This window comes from Sphingopyxis sp. GW247-27LB, assembly GCF_002277025.1.
Lineage (GTDB): Bacteria > Pseudomonadota > Alphaproteobacteria > Sphingomonadales > Sphingomonadaceae > Sphingopyxis.
In genome coordinates, this window is the sequence record NZ_NIWD01000015.1 from 162,774 (window position 1) to 179,871 (window position 17,098).

Sequence of the window (17,098 nt, forward strand, 5' to 3'; positions counted from 1 at the left end):
GAAACGTCAAAGACCTGCGTCGCGCATCAGCAAGCCGGGCGCCCACCTCCGTCTAACGAAACCCCGCCCCCGCCACATTTTCCATGAGCTCGATCGCGAGTTGCGAGGCCACTTGCGAAGGGCCGGGTTCGGGGGCGCTCGCGCGGACGAAACCACCGGGCCCGGCAACCAGCGGCTGCGGGGCGGGGCGCGGTCGTCCGTTGGTCATGAAGTTGGCCAGCAACCGGTCGGATCGCAGGTCGCGGACATTGACGCGGAAACTGATCCCGTCGGGCGCGCGGCTGTCGGATGCCATCAGGATCTCGACCAGCCAATCGGCCGATTGCGACAGCGCCTCCATTTCGAGGCCCTGGACATTGGCCCGCTCGCCCGCCCCAGCGTTAAAGCCCGCGCGCCGCATGATCATGTTGCGGTCGACGATCTGCGCGCCCCCCGCACGCAGCGTCTGCTGGAAATTCTCCTCCATCTGCCACTGCACGGGCTCGGACACGAGCTGCGCCCGCTTGCTGCGCACGCGCTTGGTCCCGGCGACCTCTTCGCTCTTATCGCGCTTCAGGAGGTTGCGGTCGCGCACCGAAACCGCGCCGGCGGGGCCGCTCGTTTCCTCGACCACCTCATTTTCCTTTTCGCTGACCATGCCGTCGCGGGTCAGGCGATCCTCATATTCCGAGGCCACTTCATCGGAGAATTCCTGATTCCACAGGACGACGATGCGCGGCGAACCCGCCTGGTGATAGGCGCTGCGAAAGCGATGGAGAGCCACGAGCGCCGGGTCCGCGCGCGGCGGCGGCGGGGGCAACGTTTCGGGCTGACCGGCGCGCATCTGGGCGGCCGCGGGCGTCGACAGCCCGGCTGCCGCCGCGGCGAGCAGCATAAGCGGTTTGGCGAACGGGTGGCTCAATTTGCAGTCCCTCCTCGAGGCGAATGGCATCCGCCCGGATGGGCGGCTTCGTCATGACCGGGGTGACAGCCCGAAGGACCGGAAACAGGCGCCAACGGCACCACCGGCGGCGGCGCGAACGATGAGCCCAGCCCCATCATCAGATTGTTGAAGAGCAGCGCGTCGTTCACGCTCGCGGCTTCTGCCGCTGCATCGCGCGCCGCCTGCTCCTGCGCCGCCTGTTCGGCGAGGGCCGCCTGATTGGCGTCCGACATCGACATCCGCTTGGCATCGGCGCTGGCGCGGGCCTGGCCGAAATCCCGCTCGGCGCTGCCGAACGCGCTATCCATCGCGTCAATGGCTGCGGCCCCGCCCTTCACTCCCCAGTCGACGACGGTTTCGCTCATGCTCATGCCCGTCGCCTGTTCGAGCTTGTGATCGCAATATTCCACCACCGTCGTCACCGCAGCGACGCACAGCGGTTCGGCGAAGACCGCGCCCGGTCCCGTCGTCCCCACGGTGGCCGCGGTGCAGCCGGCCGCGATCGCCGCACCGATGCATTGGTCGATGACCGCCGCTGCGCCCTTTCGCGCCGCGGCGCCGTAATTTCCCTGACTGATTTCGGTCCCGACTTCGTAGCTGGTCACCCCCACGTCGATCAGCGTCAGCCCGTCCCCGACCTTGTCGAAATATCCGTTCACCCGCTTCACGTCGCGAGCGATGGTCGCGGAAGGGTTGGGACTGGCCCCCGCCCCCGCGCCGTTGAAGATCGTCTGCGTCGCGCGGAGCGTATGTTCCCCCGCGTCCTGAAGCCCATAGGCCTCCTTCTTTTCGGGCGCGGTCGGCGGAGCGGCGGTCGGGGAGGCCGGCGCCGCGACACCGGTCACCGGAGTCCGCGGCGGCGGCGGCGCGCTTTGCGCCACGGCGACAACCGGCATCGCCGCCGCCGCGAGCAGGGCCGCAAGCGCAGGGCGCGCCGCGCGCATCATTCGGTCCTCAGTTCGACCAGATAGGCGGCGACCTGGCCCATGCCGATCGAGCGTTCCTGATAGACGCTCGTCGCGCGCGGCGGGAGGAAGATCGTCTTCCACGCCGAAACGGGCTCGGTCGGAATCTGGGCGGCGTCCATGAAGTTCGAGCGCGCCTGGACGACCAGCGGCTTTTTGGTGCAGTTCACCAGTCGCGCGGTGATCAGCAGCGTATCGGCTTCGGTTCGCTGCGCCCACAACCCCTCGATCACCACCTTGCGGGTCAGCGCCTTGTCGGTCATCTGGACGGCGTTGAGGTCGATCGGCGTCATCGCGCGCGGGATATTGGCGACCAGCGCCGGGCCGCCCGTGCTCTTCGCCCCGCGTGCGACCGAGGTCTTGCATTTCAGCACCCGGTTTTCGCGCGATTCGACCGATGCGGTGGCGAGCAGCGAGGTCAGCAGCAGCGCCGCGAGCGCGCAGGAACGTGTGACGTTCGGCATATCGGGACCCTTCTCTCAGTGGCCGAGCAGGCTGACGCGGAACGCCTTGTCGCGCTGCTGGATGTCCTTGCGCCGTGCGATCTTCGCCGCGAGCGCGCTGTCCTCGCCCGGAACATCGGCCGACACCGCGTCCTCGGCCCGTGATCGCGACCACAGGATCGCGCAGGACCCGTTGGCGGCGGCCATGATCGGTGCCTTGGTCGCCACGGTTTCCGTGCCGGTCAGATAGTCGACCCGGGCGGCTTTCAGCTTGCCGGGATCCGCGGCTTTCGCGGTCGCGACGGTGATCATGTCGGGCAGCGTGTCCCACATCCTGATGTCGGCTTCGGTCTTGGCCGCCGATGCAAAGAGCGAGAGCAGCATGCCCGCCCCCGCGAGGCCGAGCGTACCCGAGTCGAGGTTCCCGCTCGCCATCGACACCAGCGACGATGTCGTCAGCGCGTCGCCGACCGCGCCGGTCGTCGCCTTGAATTCGGCCTTGCCGTTCAGGATCGCATCGATCGCCCGGCCGCCGCGCGTCGTCGCCTGATAATAGACGCTGCTGGCCGGGACCGCATCGAAAGCCGCCGTGTCGCCGAGTTCGAAACGGGCGGCCGTTTCGGCGCTCTGCGGAGACGCCTCGAAGATCATCTTCTCGGACTGGGCGCCGGCCCGCGCCTTCATCGGCGAATGGCCATATTCGGCGACCATCAGCAGCCGGTCGTCGGAGCCGGGCGCGGTGAGGCCGGGCTGCGCTTCGGTCGCGAAGCCAAAGGCTTCCTCGGCCATGCTCGGCTGATTCTGGCAATGATAGGTCCAACCCACCAGATAGTTCATTACCGCGAAGTCGCTCTTGAACTCTTCGGCTTCGGAGATCGTGTCCTGATATTCGGCGGTGCGGAACGAGGCGCGGGCGTTGTCGTAGTCGCCGGCGCGCAGGTAGAGCAGGCCGCGGTAATAATAGGCCATCGCCCGTTCGTAGGGCTCGCCCTTGAAATCCTTGTTCGCTTCCTTGCGAAAGGTGTCGCGCGCCGCTTCGGCTTGTTTGTTCTTGGCGTAGACCGCCTCGATCCGCGTCAGCGCCGCGTCGAACGAGCGCTCGGCGTCGCTCCACAGCCCGCGGTCCATCGCCGCGAGGCCGAGGCGCTGGAAATTCAGCACCGCGTTGCGCTCGCCGCCGGTAAAGAGCGTGCGATAGAGCGGCTTCAGCGCCTCGGGCTTGTCGGCAAGATAGGCGTCGATCTCGTCGGGATAGGGGCCTTCGCCATATTGCCGCCGGAGAGCGGCGAGCCGCTTCCGTTCGGCCGCCTCCTGGGCGCGCCGTTCCTTTTCGGCTGCCTTGGCCGCGGCCTTGGCGGCCTTGGCCGCCGCCTTGTCTTCGACGACCGGCGCCGCGTCCTGCGCCGCACCGATGGTCGGGACTGCGATCGTGGCGAGAAGCGCGGCGGCCATCCACCGGCTGGATTTGAATTTCGACATCTTATCCCCCTGTTCTAACGGTAAACAACGTCGTCGCCCGAGGCGCGCAGGATGACATAAGGTTGGCCCGTCCACGGGATTTCGCCGGTTTCCATGTCGACCAGCTCGAACAGGACCTGGGTGCGGCGCTGGGTGAGGCCGCTGCGGCCGTCGCGGTTGTCGAGCGACGTCATTCGGCCGACCAGCCGGAAATCGAGCCCCGCGACGCCGGCGGTCATGCCGCGCGTCCCGACGTCGGCGACGCCGGTGCGCTTCAATTCGCGTTCCTGCTGAATCAGGGCCATGGTCTCGCGGCTGATGAACCGGATGCGGCCGTTTGCGGCGCGGTTGAGACTGGCACGCAGCGCATCGGTGATCATGTTGCGGTCGATCCGCTGGCTGCTGTCATTATAGAAGGCCGCGCTGTCGACGACGATGCGAGGCGGCACCGCCGAGGCGATGAAATCGGGCCGCGACATGAGTTCGCGCACGACTTGGTCGGCCATCGCGTCGATATCGCGCGATTCGATCCCGATCCCGGAAATCGCGCCGCGCCCCCCCGGATCGAGCTCGGTCGCCTGCGTTCCCGATTTCTTGGGGCGGGCCTCCGCCGGCCCCACCGCGATCACGCATGTCGCGGTCGCCCACGCCAGAATCACATGCTTTGCCGAACCCTTCATCGCCGTCCCCCTGATTGCTGTCGTCGGGCCTAGGGCGCGATCGTCGGGTAAGCGTGAGCGCGGAGTCCGGATTGCGTGAAAAATTGCGTGATAACCCGCGCGGCTGCGCTATGCGTCTGGTCAGGGGGGTGATTTGCTGCATGTCTGATGCCGACGGAAAATTCAGGCTCGACCTGATGGGGCCGTTTCGTTTGTCCGCCGGCGACGGCGGGCGGATCGAAGTGGCGAGCAAACGGGGACAGGCTTTGATCGCAACCTTGGCCGTTTCGCGCGGCGGCGACCGCACGCGAAGCTGGTTGCAGGAGCGTTTGTGGGGATCGCGCCAGCAGCCGCAGGCGCAGGCCAGCTTGCGGCGCGAGCTGTCGAACCTGCGGCGGATCGTCAATGGACCGCATGGCACGTTGATCGATGCCGACCACAATCGCGTTTGGATCGAACTGGACCGGGTCGAAGTGGCGGACCTGTCGCCCCGCGCGTCGGGAGAGTTTCTGGAGGGGCTCGACATTCAGGGTGAGGAGGCCTTTGAAGACTGGCTGCGTGAGCAGCGGCGCGCGATCGAGGCACGGCTCGAACGTGACGCGATCGGCCAGGTCCGGCTGCCCGAGACGATCATCGACCTTTCGAAGCCGGTTCCGGGCTTTGCCGGCCGCCCGGCCATCGCGGTCCTCCCGCTCAACAATCTCACCGGCGACGACGCGCTCGCCTATCTCGCCGACGGCATCAGCGAGGAACTGAGCGAAGGGCTCGCCCGGCTCAAATGGCTGCCGGTGATCGCGCGCAGCGCGAGCTTCCTCTACCGGGGCCGCGAGATCGAGCTGCGCCAGATCGGCGCGGCGCTCGGCGCGCGCTACATCGTCGAAGGATCGTTGCGGCGGTCGAGGGACATCCTGCGGCTGGGGCTGCAGATGGCCGACGTCGAAACCGGCCTGTCGGTGTGGTCGCACACCATCGACATTCCCCTCGCCTTCACGCAGGCCATGCTCGACGAACTGATCCGCGAAATCGTCGGTGTGATGGACATGCGGATCGACGCGGCGGAAAAGACGCGGGCGAGTTCGCGGGCGCCCGACCGGATGGACGTCGACGATCTCATCTGGCGCGGCCGGTGGCATCTGCACCGCTTCACGCGCGAGGATTCCGAGCTGGCCGAATCCTGTTTCCGGGAAGCGCTGGCACTCGCGCCCAACTCGGCCGAAGCCTTGATCCAGCTCACCTTCTTTCACGCGCGCTCGATATGGGCCGAGCGCAAGGAAGAAGGGAGGATGCGCGAGCTGCGCGCGCTGGCACAGCGCGCCATGGTCGCCGATGGCGAAGACGGCCGCGGCTTCATGTACGCCGGCATGGCCGAGCTCTGGATGCGCCAGACCCAGAAGGCGCTTGCCCTGTTCGACAAGGCGGTCGAGCTCAACCCCAGCCTCTCGCTGGCGCATGCGCAGATCGGCAGCGCCCATATCCTGCGCGATGCGCCGGCCGCGGCCGAGGCTCCGCTGCGCCTCGCCCTGCGCCTGGGCCCCAATGACGAGCATAATTTCTATGTCCTGGGAGAGCTGGCGGTCGCCCATTACATGATGGGCCAATGGGATCGCGCGATCGATCACGCCGATCAGTCGCTGCTGCGCCGCACGGCCTATTGGTATGCCCATACGACGAAGATCAACGCGTTGATCGAAAAGGGCGAGATCGAGGAAGCGCAATTCGCGGCGCGGCACCTGATGCAGGCCAAGCCCGACTTTTCGCCGCGGTTCGTCGACTGGCTGCCTTTTTCCGATCCGCGCTGGAATGATCGCCTGAAATCGGGGCTGCGACGAGCGGGCATAGGCTGAAGACTAGCGGGACCGCGGGGGCGGTAAGTGGGGGGCATGACATGGCGTTCTTCAAATGGTTCGGCCAGATCGAAGCGTTGCGCGCGGAAGACAAGGGGCTCCCGCCGAGCCCGCTTCCGCCCTTCGATTTCGCGGCGCTGACGCCGAAAGGTTGGCGCGAACGCATCGCGCAAGCCGCCGGGTCCTTCGCCTTTCAGCGTATCATTCCGCCGGTTCTGCGTCTGTGCCAGACGATCTGGCCGGTCCCGTCGCTGTCTTTCTTGAATCTGGCAATCGTTACGCGGGACGACGATGTACGCGCGGTGCTGAACGATGCCGACCGGTTCGGCGTGCCCTATGGGCCGGAGATGTGCGATCTGGGGGCCGGAACGACCTTCGGCCTGGGACTCGACGGCGCGGCCCACAAGCGGCAGCGCGAGATCATGGCCGCGGCGATGCACGCCGGGAGCCCCGCGGCCTTTGCCGAGGATCTGGCCGAGATCCTGGCCCGAACCCAGGCCTGCGCGGACGCGCTGCTGGAGAATGGCGCGGGGCGGCTCGACGTGATCCGCGACTATATCACCCGCATCGCGACCGAAACGGCGCAAGGCTATTTCGGCCTCGACATCGCCGATTCCGACGCCTTTGCCGAATGGTCGCTCGCGGCGTCCTGCATGCTGTTCGGCGACCCCACGGGCGACCGCAAGACGCGCGACATCGCGCTCAACGCCGGCGCCCGGCTCCGCCTGTCGCTCGCGAACTCGATCAGCCGCGCCCAGCGAAACTGGGCCAGCCACCCCAAACCGAGCAAAGGGCGCCTCAAGACGATCCTCGATCGCCTGGTCCTGCTCCAGCGCCAACGCGCGGGAGGGCCCGACCCGATCAGCGATGTCGAGATCAATGCGATTCTGATGGGCATGGTCACCGGCTTCATCCCGACCAACACGCTGGCGGCCGCCAAGATGCTGGCCGAACTTCTGCGCCGGCCGGACGTCATGGCCGAGGCGAAGGATTGCGCGCGCACGGGCCGCCGCGACGACATGCGCAAGATATTGAAGGAAGCCGCGCGGCTCGATTCGGCCCTCGCGCCCGGTCAATGGCGCGTCGCGCGAAGCGATGCCGTGATCGCGGCGGGAAGCCCGCACGCGCGCCGGGTCAAAAAAGGCACGATCATCATGGTCTCGACCATGACCGCGCTTCGCGACCCCCGCCGGTTCCGCCAGCCCAACCGGTTCCGTACCGACCGCGACGTCGAAGGCGACCTGATGTTCGGCTGGGGTCCGCATGCCTGCATGGGCTCGCACATGGCGATCGAGCAGATCACCACCATGTTCATGACCTTGCTGGCACGCCCCGGCCTGACGCCGGCGCCCGGCAAGGAAGGCCGGATGGAATATACCGGCGTTTTCCCGACGCGCCTCGACATGCTCTACGATCATCCGGGCGCGACCCAGTCGATGTTTCTGGTGGTCGTGCCCGTTCCCGCGCAATCGGGGTTTCCCAAAGAGGAGATCGACACGAAGATCGCGCGGCTGCACAACCCCGCGAAACCCGCGGTCCGCAAGGCGTTCGACGCGAGCGGGATCGTCCATTTCGCATCGCTCGCGACGGTCGATTCGGAGGCGGGGTTCCACATCGTCCTTGAACTCAGCGTCGACGGCCCGGCCGAGGCCGCGATCGAGGCGATCGCCGGCCAAGCCGGCGCATTCCTGCGCCCGGTCTTCGCGCTTGCCGGGCTCGGCGCCAAGGATGACCTCGCCGGGTTCCTGCGCCGCCATATCGTCCGCCTGCACAGCCGGCCGTGGGGCGCGACGGGGCTCGACTATAACGGCACGAGCGAATTCCCGGTCGCGATGATCGCGCGCCAGCGGGACCTTGCGGCGCATGTCGAGACAATATTGGCCGAATATCTGGGCCGCGAGATTGGCGGCGGCAACCATGCGATGCGCGCGCTGACCTATGTCCGCCGCATCCTGAAGGGCGATCGCTATCATCTGCTGATGACTCGGAGCCGGCGTAATACGCTGATCCGCGAGGCGCTGAAACGGCGATTCGATACGCTGATCCTCAAGCCCAGCCGCGCGCGGCTGAAGCTCGCCGATTATCGCACGCCCTCCTATAAGTCGGCCGCCCGGGCCTTCCTGACCTCACGCTCGGGGCTGGTGCTGACGCTGCCGGTGCTGGCGCTCTGGGCGGCGCTCGCGGTCGGCCTGTGGCGCGTCGTGGCGCCGCCGGCGGTTCTCGCATGCCATGTCCCGCCGCGATGGCCCTGGGCGTCGTGGCGCGCGCTTCATTGCGCCGTCGACTGGGCCGCCTTGCCGCGCGCGGGCTGGGAACTGTTGACGATATTCGGCGGCGCGACCGTCGCGGCCGCCCTTGTCATAGCGGTGCTGATCTCCGGCGCCATCCTGCTGCTTCGCCGCAAGGAGACGTCGGACCGGATCGACGGCGATCAGGCCCCCATCGACAAGCTCGCCGCGATCATGCGAACCGAAGACGAGCCCGGCCATGCCCAAAATCATATCATGGCGGTCGGAACGCTGAAGCCAGGGCTGTTCCGGACGCTGATCCACGCCTTCGCGCTGTGGGCGATCAGGATGATCATCGTCTTCTACTATCGCCCCGGTTTCGTGATCAACATGGGCACGATCCACTATGCGCGCTGGTGGCGGCTGCCGGGCACGCGGCGGTCGATCTTCTATTCCAACTACGACGGCAGCTGGGACAGCTATCTGGAGGATTTCATCACGCGCGCGCGCTGGGGGCAGACCGCGGTCTGGAGCAACTGGCAGGGCTTTCCGCGAACGCGCGACCTGATCTTCGGTGGGGCGGAGGACGGCGACCGCTTCAAGCGCTGGGTACGGACGCAGCAACAGCCCGTGCCCTTCTGGTACAGCCGCTTTCCCGGCCTCACGACCGACCAGATCCGCAACAACGCGCTGATCCACCACGGCATCGCACGGGCGCAGAACGACAGCGAAGCCCGCGAATGGCTGCGCTGCTTCGGCTCGATGCCGCGCGTCGAGAACCTGATCGAGACGCACGAAGTGCAGTCGATCGTCTTCCGCGGCCTGCCCTCGCTGCCGCATAGCACCTGCCTCGCGGTCGAACTTCCCCCGCGCGACGATCGGGCGCTCGGCAGCTGGCTCGACTGGATTTCGGGGGGCGATCTGCCGATCGACCGCCGCAGCCGGCCGGTGGTTGATGCGCATCCCAAAGCCTTCGATCACGGAACACTCGACCGGATTTTGGACGCCAGCCGCAGAGTCGGCAGCCGTAGCGGCCCCGTGAGCGACGCGGATCTCTCGGCCTCCGACCGCGACCGGGACCGAAATGCCAGCCTGCTTCAACCCTATTGCGTCGCCTTCGGCGACCGACAGTCGATGGGCGAGGATAATCCGGCGGGGGTCGAGCCCTACAAGGGCCATTGGCCGCCCGACACCGGCGCGCGCGGCTCGATGGAAAGATCGGTGTTTCTCGCCTGCTCCGCTGCCGGCTTCCGCAAAATCTGCGCCGGCCTGCCCAACGGCCTGGGAGAGGATCTGCCCGCGGGCTTCTCGCCGGCCTTTCAGATGGGCATGGGGAGCCGGGACCGCATATTGGGCGATCGCGATGTCGCCGCACCGAAGGCCTGGCGCTGGAGCGACGTCGATGCATCGGGTCGGCCGGCGGTCGAGGCCGTGATCTTCCTCTATGCAAAGGACGAGGCTGGGCTCGCGGAGTCGAAAGCGGTGCATCGGGAACTGCTCGAGGCCTATGGAGGACGCCTGATCTTCGAACGCGATTGCCAGCCGGTGGGCGAGCGCCCCCAGTTCGAGCATTTCGGATTTCGTGACGGCATCTCGCAGCCCGTGATCCGGGGCACCGAGCGCTTCACCCGCGGCGCACCCGAGCGCGACATCGTCGAACCGGGAGAGTTTCTACTGGGCTATGCGAACAACCAGGGCTTCCTGCCGCCCAGCCCGCTGATCCGGCAGGAAGCCGACGCGCAGGATAATCTGCCCGTTCCCTCAGCCTCCGATCTCAGCCGCTTTCCGGATTTCGGCGCGGGGCGCTCGGGCGGGCTGCCGCGCGACTTTGGACGGAACGGCAGCTATCTGGTGATCCGCGAGCTCGAACAGCATGTCGAGGCGTTCGACGCCTTCGCCGAAACCAAGGCCGAGGAACTGGTGCGGGCGACCGGATCGAGAAATGCGGGCGCGTCGGCCGACGGACAGACCGCCTATCCCGATCTGTTCAAGATCGCCGGGCAGCTTCCCACCAAGGCCTGGATCAAGGCGAAGATGGTCGGCCGCTGGCCCGACGGCCGGCCGCTGGTGGGCAATCCGGTCGAGCAGTCGAAGCCCGCCCGCACGCCGTCGGCGGACGAGGAGCAGCGGCGCCAGACGATCGGGGAGCAAGCGACGCGCAACATCGTCCATTATCGCGACGAGCGCTTCAACGACTTCACCTACGGCATCGACGATCCGCAGGGCTTCGCCTGTCCCTTCGGGGCCCATATCCGACGGGCCAATCCGCGCGACAGCAAGGAACCCGGCGATCCGGCCGAACAGGCGATCACCAACCGGCACCGCCTGCTCCGCAGAGGCCGAAGCTATCACGACCGCAGCGCCGGAAAGGACGAAAAGGGCATCGTTTTCGTCGCGCTTTGCGCCGACCTGGAGCGCCAATTTGAGTTCGTCCAGCAGACCTGGATCAATTCACCCGCATTCCATGGTCTGTCTGGCGAGCCCGACCCCCTCACCTCCCCCGACCTCGGTGCCGAGCGCAGCTTTACTATCCCGACCCCGGCGGGTCCGGTCAAGCTGACGGGGATCGAACAATTCGTGACGGTGCGCGCCGGCGGCTATTTCTTCCTGCCGAGCCGGTCCGCGCTGGCCTTTTTGAAGGAGACGGCATTCGAATTCGGCAGGGCGCCCGCGTAACGACGCCCAGCGCGGGCCGCGACCCATCCGCCGGGCACGAAGCCCGGCGCGAATGCCATGAAACGGCCTGGCAGGGGCAGCAGGATTCGAACCCGCGACCCTCGGTTTTGGAGAACTGCGCTCGGGTTCTTTGGCAGACATCGCATGTCGTCGCAAGCCCTCACCTTCACCTTTCGTTCGCGCTCCGTTTCGCTTTATCCCCTCAGACATCTTCACACGTCGCCGCAAGCGTGATAGTCCGGTGCTTATCGGAGGCACCGACTATGGCGACAGGCAAGATCACGAAGCGAGCGGTGGAATCGATCCCCCTGCCCTCGCAGAATAAGCGGACATACCTTTGGGACGACACTCTCAAGGGCTTCGGGGTCATGGTGACGGATCGCGGCGCGCGGTCCTATCTCATTCAATACAGGCTGGACGGGCGCGGCAGTCCCACCCGTCGCGTCACCATCGGCAAGCATGGGTCGCCCTGGACTGCCGAGACGGCGCGAGACCGTGCGGCCGAACTGCTCGAACAGGTCCGCCGCAAGGTTGATCCCTTCGAGGCTGCCAAGGCCCTGCTCGCCGACCAGCGCCGGGAGCGCGAGGACCGCGAGCGCGAACAGGCCAAACTCGCGAAGCTCGCCTTCTCGGTCATTGCCGCTGATTATGTCACCGCCTCGAAAAAGACCCTGCGGCGATGGCAGGAACAGGAACGCATCATTGAGCGCGACCTGACACCCTCATTCGGTCAAACGCCTTTGCCGTCGATCACCGCCGATGACATAAACGACTGCATCGCGAAGGCGGGCAAGCGCGCCAGCTCGGCTGCGTTGAAGGCCTATTCGGCTTTGCGCTCGATTTTCGCGCACGCTCACGCCAGCCACCGTCGCCTATTTCCTGCTTCGGCTTCGCCATTTGGCGACGTGACGCGACCGGAGGGTGGCGGGAAGCGATCCGATTTCATCGCAAACAACGAACTGCGCCTCATGTGGCTCGCCTGTGGCGATTTGGGCTGGCCGTTCGGTCCCATCTACCGGCTGCTGCTGCTGACCGGCTTGCGCCTTCGCGAAGTGGCGGAAGCCCGCTGGTCCGAAATCGACCTTGAGGGCGCCAACTGGCTCATTCCGAAAGAGCGCATGAAGAACGATGAGCCGCATTGGGTTGCCCTGTCCCCCGCCGCCGTCGAAATCATCAAGGCGCTACCCCGCATCGATAAGTGCGACCTGATGTTCTCGACCAACGGCAAGACGCCGGTGTCGGGCTTCTCTCGGGCGAAGTCGCGGCTTGATGCCGCCATGCTCAAGATCGCGAAGGATGAGGCCGAAAAGGCCGGGGGCGAGCCTGACGACGTGACGCTGCCCGCCTTCGTGGTCCACGACACGCGCCGGACGGTCGCCCGTGGCTGCCAGATCGACGCCGTTGCACCGGAAATCATCGAGCGGATGCTGGGCCACGTCACGCACACCAAGAGCGGATTGAAGGGCGTCTATCAGGTTTTCGAGTTTGAGGACGAGCGCCGCGCGGCTTTTGCCAAGTGGGGTCAGCGTCTCGCGGCGATCGCAGCGGGCGGCGCGAATGTCGTCCAGCTTCGCGAGGTGGCGGCATGACCAGAGCCATGCAATCATCGCGCTCGGCGGGGATACAGCTTGGCGTAGGACTGCCCTACGTCTTTCAGGCAACGCTCGATGATCCGCCGCTTGCGCCTGAACGCCTGATGTTCGTTACTCACGCCATCGCGCATGTTGGCGCGATCACCGAAGCCGACTGGGGGGCGGCGGAGCGGACGGCACTGCATTTTCCGGAGCCGCCCATTCCTTCGACAATGACGGTCGATAAGCTGCTCACGCTTCGCCACGCGCCGCAAAAGCCGCCCGCCGTGTCGCTGTCGGGAACCTCTGGCTGGAACCACCGGTCGGCGCTGGCTGAACAGAGTGATTACGCCGCCGAGATTGCTAAGTGGGAGCAGGACGCCCCCGAGCGCCGCGCCGAGGCCGAGCGTGCTGTTGCCGATGACGAGAAATATTATGCCGATTGGGTTGCGGGGATAGCGGCGCACTCGGCAGCGGCCCTTGCCCTGCGTCGCGCCGCCAAAGCCCTGTGTCGTGCTGTCGTCGACGAGCGCGTTACACCCTACGCCCGCCCGGTAAACGGCGGCGATACGGTGGAGATGGAGCGAAGCATCTGGAGTGACGAAACCGTGCCGGGTCGGATCGTGCGGAGCGGCTCGCTCTCGCTGGATGCCGGGAAGTCTTGGCTTTACCTCTTTGTCGATCGGGCCGAGCTTATGAAGGAATTTTCCCCGCCGTCGTCCCCGTCTGAAGCTGTGGAGGGCCGCGACCTTTCGGCGCTGTCGCCATATCTTCAACTCCTGATCGCGGTTGCCGAGAAACAGGCGATCACGGCTGACAATCACTCTACAGTCGAATCTCTCAAGGCTGACCTTCTCGCGGAAGCACCACATTTCGGCTTGTCTGTCGGCACTGGAAACGACGGGTCGGACTTCTCCGCAACACTGGCTGGCGACTTCGCAAAGGCTATTCGCTGGCCCAATGCGCGTCGCGGCAAGGCTAAGGGTGGCAACCAAAAAACCTAGCTTTCTTGCGGGTTTCGGCATGGGTGGCAACCATGATGGGGCGATGGTCGGCCCGATGGTTGCCACCATCCGAAGGACTGCGGCGCCCGCATTATCGCCATAAATCGTCATCCGTCATCGCTGGCGCATCAGGTGTCGGCGGAAGCACGGAAGGACGGCACATGGCATATATGCGGACTCCCGAAGCCGCCAAGTATCTCGGCCTCGGGAAATCGACGTTGGAACGCAAGCGATTCGACGGCACTGGCCCCTTGTGGCGCAAGCTCGGCGGCAAGATCGTCGTCTATGCTACCGAAGATTTGGACGCATGGGCGAGCAAAGCAATCTTCGCTTCGACCAGCGAAGTCCAGGCGGCGTAAATGCTATGGGTGGAAATCATAGCGGGCACACGGCCCTAAAGCGTGAACGCCGCGCGGTGCTGACCACGCGGCGCTCGGAAATCGTCAGCAGTTTGGCAGCGGCTGGCATCGACCCAAATAGCGATGAAGGCCGAGCGGCGCAAGTGTGGGGCAACGCGCTCCTGCGCTCGCGCGAGGCATGGGCCAACGAGCATCGGCATGGTCGGCGCTATTCGGACAAGGAGGCCAATGGCCCCTTGATCCGCCCTGCCTCCAACCATTTCGGAGGCCGAAACAATGGATATTGATACCCCGGAAGGGCGCCGGGAAATGGCGCTCACGATCCTTCGCGATCACTCGGCGGGCTTGTCGTGGCAATGCGGGAGCTTCCTCGGGCAGCTTTGCGTCAGCACTGGCCGACCGCTCAGCGAGAAACAGGCGGCATGGCTTGACCGGATCATAGACCGGGCGGGCCTTGCCGACGAGGTGGCGACATGAGGGCCTCTTGTCAAAGCGACGATCTCCCGCACTATCCGTCCGGCCCCGGCTATCGGGACGATGAGGCGAGCCGCAATGGCGCGCGCCTTGTTCTCGCGAACGGCTCTCACGTCACGCAATCGGAATTTGCTTTGGCAGCCGTTGAGCGAGCGGGGCCGCACGGCATTCGGGCCAATGTGAGGATCAGCGTGCAATAGGCACCCCCTTCGTGGGGTGATCGGCGTGCAAAAAGGACCCCTTCATCCCGGGGATTTAGTCGGCCGACTGGTTTTGATCAGTTGGCGAGAACGGGATGTTGATCGTGGAGACAGTGGTTCGGATTCGGTGATCGGCGTGCAAAAAGGACCCCTTCATCCCGGGGATTTAGTCGGCCGACTGGTTTTGATCAGTTGGCGAGAACGGGATGTTGATCGTGGAGACAGTGGTTCGGATTCGGCGTGAGCATGCAGCGGGTAAGGCGATCAAGGCGATCGCGCGCGACCTTCGGTTGTCGCGGAAGGTAGTCCGCAAGGCGATCCGGTCGCCGGAGGCGGCGTTCAACTATCAGCGCAAAGTCCAGCCGCTGCCGCGGATCGGTCCTTATCAGGATCGTCTCGATGCGCTGCTTGAGGAGAACGAGGGTCGCGGCCGCCGCGATCGGCTACGGATGACGCGTATTCATGACCTGCTGGCGCGCGAGGGGTTCGATGGATCCTATGATGCGGTGCGCCGCTATGCGGCGCGCTGGCGTGCTGCGCGGCGGAAGGATGCTGGCGAAGGCGCACCGGCGTTCATCCCGATGACCTTCCAGCCGGGAGAGGCCTACCAGTTCGACTGGAGCCACGAGGATGTGGAGATCGCCGGCAAGCCGATGCGGGTGAAGGTGGCGCATATGCGCCTCTGCGCCTCGCGCGCACCCTATGTTCGGGCCTATCCGCGCGAGGGGCAAGAGATGCTGTTCGATGCCCATGCCCGGGCGTTCGCGTTCTTCGGCGGTGTGCCGCGACGCGGTATCTACGATAATATGAAGACGGCGGTGACGGCCGTGTTCACCGGCAAGGAGCGTGTGTTCAACCGCCGCTTCCTGATCATGACCGATCATTACATGGTCGAGCCGACCGCCTGCTCGCCGGCGGCGGGATGGGAGAAGGGCCAGGTCGACCGGCAAGGAGCGTGTGTTCAACCGCCGCTTCCTGATCATGACCGATCATTACATGGTCGAGCCGACCGCCTGCTCGCCGGCGGCGGGATGGGAGAAGGGCCAGGTCGAGCAGCAGGTCCAGACGATCCGAGGCCGCTTCTTCCAGCCTCGGCTCCGGTTCGCCAGCTTGGCCGAGCTCAACGGGTGGCTGGAAGCCGAGTGCCGACGCTGGGCCGAGCATCATGCCCATCCCGAACGCGGGGATATTACCGTCGCCGAGGCGTTGGATATGGAGCGACCGGCCCTGCAGCCGATCCTGACGCCGTTCGACGGCTTCCATGAGAGCGAGCATGCCGTCACCGGCACCTGCCTCATCAGCTTCGATCGCAACCGCTACTCGGTCATGTCGACGGCCGCACGCCGGACCGTTCAGGTGCGCTCCTACGCCGATCGCATCGTCATACGCTGCGGGGATGCGATCGTCGGGGAGCATGAGCGCCACTTCGGTCGGAACCGCACGATATACGATCCTTGGCATTATCTGCCGGTCCTCGCGCACAAGCCCGGTGCGCTGCGTAACGGCGCACCGTTCCAGGACTGGGATCTGCCGCCCGCCCTGCACCGATTACGGCGAAGGCTCGGCACCGGGGACGAGGCGGATCGCAGGTTCGTGCGGGTCCTCTCGGCGGTGCTCACCGATGGCCTGGAGCCGGTAGAGGCCGCCGTGCGCGAAGCGCTGGCGAGCGGAACGGCCAGCGACGAGCTGGTCCTTAACATCCTCTCCCGACGCCGCGAGCCGGCGACGCCCCACAGCATCGTCACTTCGGAAGACCGGATGCTGCAGCATCCTCCGCTCGCCGACTGTGCCCGCTACGATCTGCTGCGAGGTTATGATGCAGCGGCATGATATGATCGACACGATGCGCGGCCTCGGACTCAAGGGCATGGCGGCGGCGTTCGACGAGGCGGTCACCACCGGCCTCCAGCGCAAGCGCACCACCATGGAGATCCTGACCGATCTGCTCCGCGCCGAGGCGACCCATCGGGATGCAGCCTCCATCCGCTATCGGATGACAGCTGCGAGGCTGCCCGTGGTGAAGGACCTGGAGCGGTTCAGCTTCGAGGGCACGCCGATCAATGAGGAGATGATCCGCTCCCTTCACGACGGCTCCTTCCTCCCGCCTCGCCGCAATATCGTACTGGTTGGCGGCACGGGGACAGGCAAGACCCACCTCGCCATCGCGATCACCGCCAATGTCGTGCGAAGGGGCGCTCGCGCCCGCTACTTCAACACCGTCGATCTGGTGACACGCCTCGAAGAGGAGACCCGGATCGGCAAGGGCGGGACCCTGGCGGCGCAGCTGTCGCGGCT

At 66.0% G+C, this 17,098-nt stretch carries 12 protein-coding genes and 2 pseudogenes; 9 read left to right on the plus strand and 5 right to left on the minus strand.

The genetic code is table 11. The annotated features are described in order from the left end of the window. Nucleotides 1-52: 52 nt before the first annotated feature. The 5 genes from CD928_RS19910 to CD928_RS19930 are packed head-to-tail and all read right to left on the minus strand — an operon-like array spanning nucleotide 53 to nucleotide 4,468. The gene (locus tag CD928_RS19910; RefSeq protein ID WP_141237208.1) at nucleotides 53-901 is read right to left on the minus strand and encodes a hypothetical protein; all 849 of its coding nucleotides are present in this window, start codon (nucleotides 899-901) and stop codon (nucleotides 53-55) included. Continuing rightward, the gene (locus CD928_RS19915) at nucleotides 898-1,866 is read right to left on the minus strand and encodes a hypothetical protein (protein ID WP_141237209.1); all 969 of its coding nucleotides are present in this window, start codon (nucleotides 1,864-1,866) and stop codon (nucleotides 898-900) included. The genes CD928_RS19910 and CD928_RS19915 overlap by 4 nt, the downstream gene beginning before the upstream one ends. Continuing rightward, the gene (locus CD928_RS19920) at nucleotides 1,866-2,351 is read right to left on the minus strand and encodes a hypothetical protein (RefSeq protein WP_095388841.1); all 486 of its coding nucleotides are present in this window, start codon (nucleotides 2,349-2,351) and stop codon (nucleotides 1,866-1,868) included. Before CD928_RS19920 ends, CD928_RS19915 begins: the two co-directional genes overlap by 1 nt. Nucleotides 2,352-2,366: 15 nt before the next feature. Then, nucleotides 2,367-3,809: a hypothetical protein gene (locus CD928_RS19925; RefSeq protein WP_095388842.1), complete on the minus strand. Its 1,443-nt coding sequence runs from the start codon at nucleotides 3,807-3,809 to the stop codon at nucleotides 2,367-2,369. A 14-nt stretch (nucleotides 3,810-3,823) separates the two neighbouring features. After that, a complete protein-coding gene (locus tag CD928_RS19930; protein ID WP_095388843.1) occupies nucleotides 3,824-4,468 on the minus strand; it encodes a penicillin-binding protein activator LpoB in 645 nt (214 codons plus the stop codon). Between the two features lie 140 nt (nucleotides 4,469-4,608). Between CD928_RS19930 and CD928_RS19935 the strand changes: the two genes are divergently transcribed. The 9 genes and pseudogenes from CD928_RS19935 to CD928_RS19975 form a co-directional block, all read left to right on the plus strand. Further along, nucleotides 4,609-6,291, plus strand: coding sequence for a hypothetical protein (locus CD928_RS19935; RefSeq protein WP_141237210.1), 1,683 nt, complete (start codon nucleotides 4,609-4,611; stop codon nucleotides 6,289-6,291). A 41-nt stretch (nucleotides 6,292-6,332) separates the two neighbouring features. Then, entirely contained in the window at nucleotides 6,333-11,195 is a 4,863-nt protein-coding gene (locus CD928_RS19940; protein WP_095388845.1) for a cytochrome P450, read from the plus strand. Between the two features lie 263 nt (nucleotides 11,196-11,458). After that, entirely contained in the window at nucleotides 11,459-12,784 is a 1,326-nt protein-coding gene (locus tag CD928_RS19945) for an integrase family protein (protein WP_095388846.1), read from the plus strand. Then, a complete protein-coding gene (locus CD928_RS19950; RefSeq protein ID WP_095388847.1) occupies nucleotides 12,781-13,770 on the plus strand; it encodes a hypothetical protein in 990 nt (329 codons plus the stop codon). Before CD928_RS19945 ends, CD928_RS19950 begins: the two co-directional genes overlap by 4 nt. A gap of 161 nt (nucleotides 13,771-13,931) precedes the next feature. After that, nucleotides 13,932-14,129 (plus strand): AlpA family transcriptional regulator, encoded by a 198-nt coding sequence (locus CD928_RS19955; RefSeq protein ID WP_095388848.1) that lies wholly within the window; start codon nucleotides 13,932-13,934, stop codon nucleotides 14,127-14,129. Between the two features lie 276 nt (nucleotides 14,130-14,405). Next, nucleotides 14,406-14,606, plus strand: a complete 201-nt coding sequence (locus tag CD928_RS23145; RefSeq protein WP_141237211.1) for a hypothetical protein — start codon at nucleotides 14,406-14,408, stop codon at nucleotides 14,604-14,606. 403 nt (nucleotides 14,607-15,009) lie between these two features. After that, nucleotides 15,010-15,693 (plus strand): annotated as a pseudogene (gene istA, locus CD928_RS24070) (IS21 family transposase); the annotation flags it as partial. A gap of 52 nt (nucleotides 15,694-15,745) precedes the next feature. Next, nucleotides 15,746-16,633: pseudogene (locus CD928_RS19970) on the plus strand (IS21 family transposase); the annotation flags it as partial. Between the two features lies 1 nt (nucleotide 16,634). Then, nucleotides 16,635-17,098 (plus strand): ATP-binding protein (locus CD928_RS19975; RefSeq protein WP_255247269.1); only part of this gene is annotated, 464 nt, incomplete at its 3' end.

Bases quoted from the DNA above. Each gene is read 5' to 3' on its own strand.
- CD928_RS23145 (WP_141237211.1), top strand. From the start codon at position 14,406: ATGGATATTGATACCCCGGAAGGGCGCCGGGAAATGGCGCTCACGATC.
- CD928_RS19955 (WP_095388848.1), top strand. From the start codon at position 13,932: ATGGCATATATGCGGACTCCCGAAGCCGCCAAGTATCTCGGCCTCGGG.
- CD928_RS19930 (WP_095388843.1), bottom strand. From the start codon at position 4,468: ATGAAGGGTTCGGCAAAGCATGTGATTCTGGCGTGGGCGACCGCGACA.
- CD928_RS19935 (WP_141237210.1), top strand. From the start codon at position 4,609: ATGTCTGATGCCGACGGAAAATTCAGGCTCGACCTGATGGGGCCGTTT.
- CD928_RS19945 (WP_095388846.1), top strand. From the start codon at position 11,459: ATGGCGACAGGCAAGATCACGAAGCGAGCGGTGGAATCGATCCCCCTG.
- CD928_RS19925 (WP_095388842.1), bottom strand. From the start codon at position 3,809: ATGTCGAAATTCAAATCCAGCCGGTGGATGGCCGCCGCGCTTCTCGCC.
- CD928_RS19940 (WP_095388845.1), top strand. From the start codon at position 6,333: ATGGCGTTCTTCAAATGGTTCGGCCAGATCGAAGCGTTGCGCGCGGAA.
- CD928_RS19915 (WP_141237209.1), bottom strand. From the start codon at position 1,866: ATGCGCGCGGCGCGCCCTGCGCTTGCGGCCCTGCTCGCGGCGGCGGCG.
- CD928_RS19920 (WP_095388841.1), bottom strand. From the start codon at position 2,351: ATGCCGAACGTCACACGTTCCTGCGCGCTCGCGGCGCTGCTGCTGACC.
- CD928_RS19950 (WP_095388847.1), top strand. From the start codon at position 12,781: ATGACCAGAGCCATGCAATCATCGCGCTCGGCGGGGATACAGCTTGGC.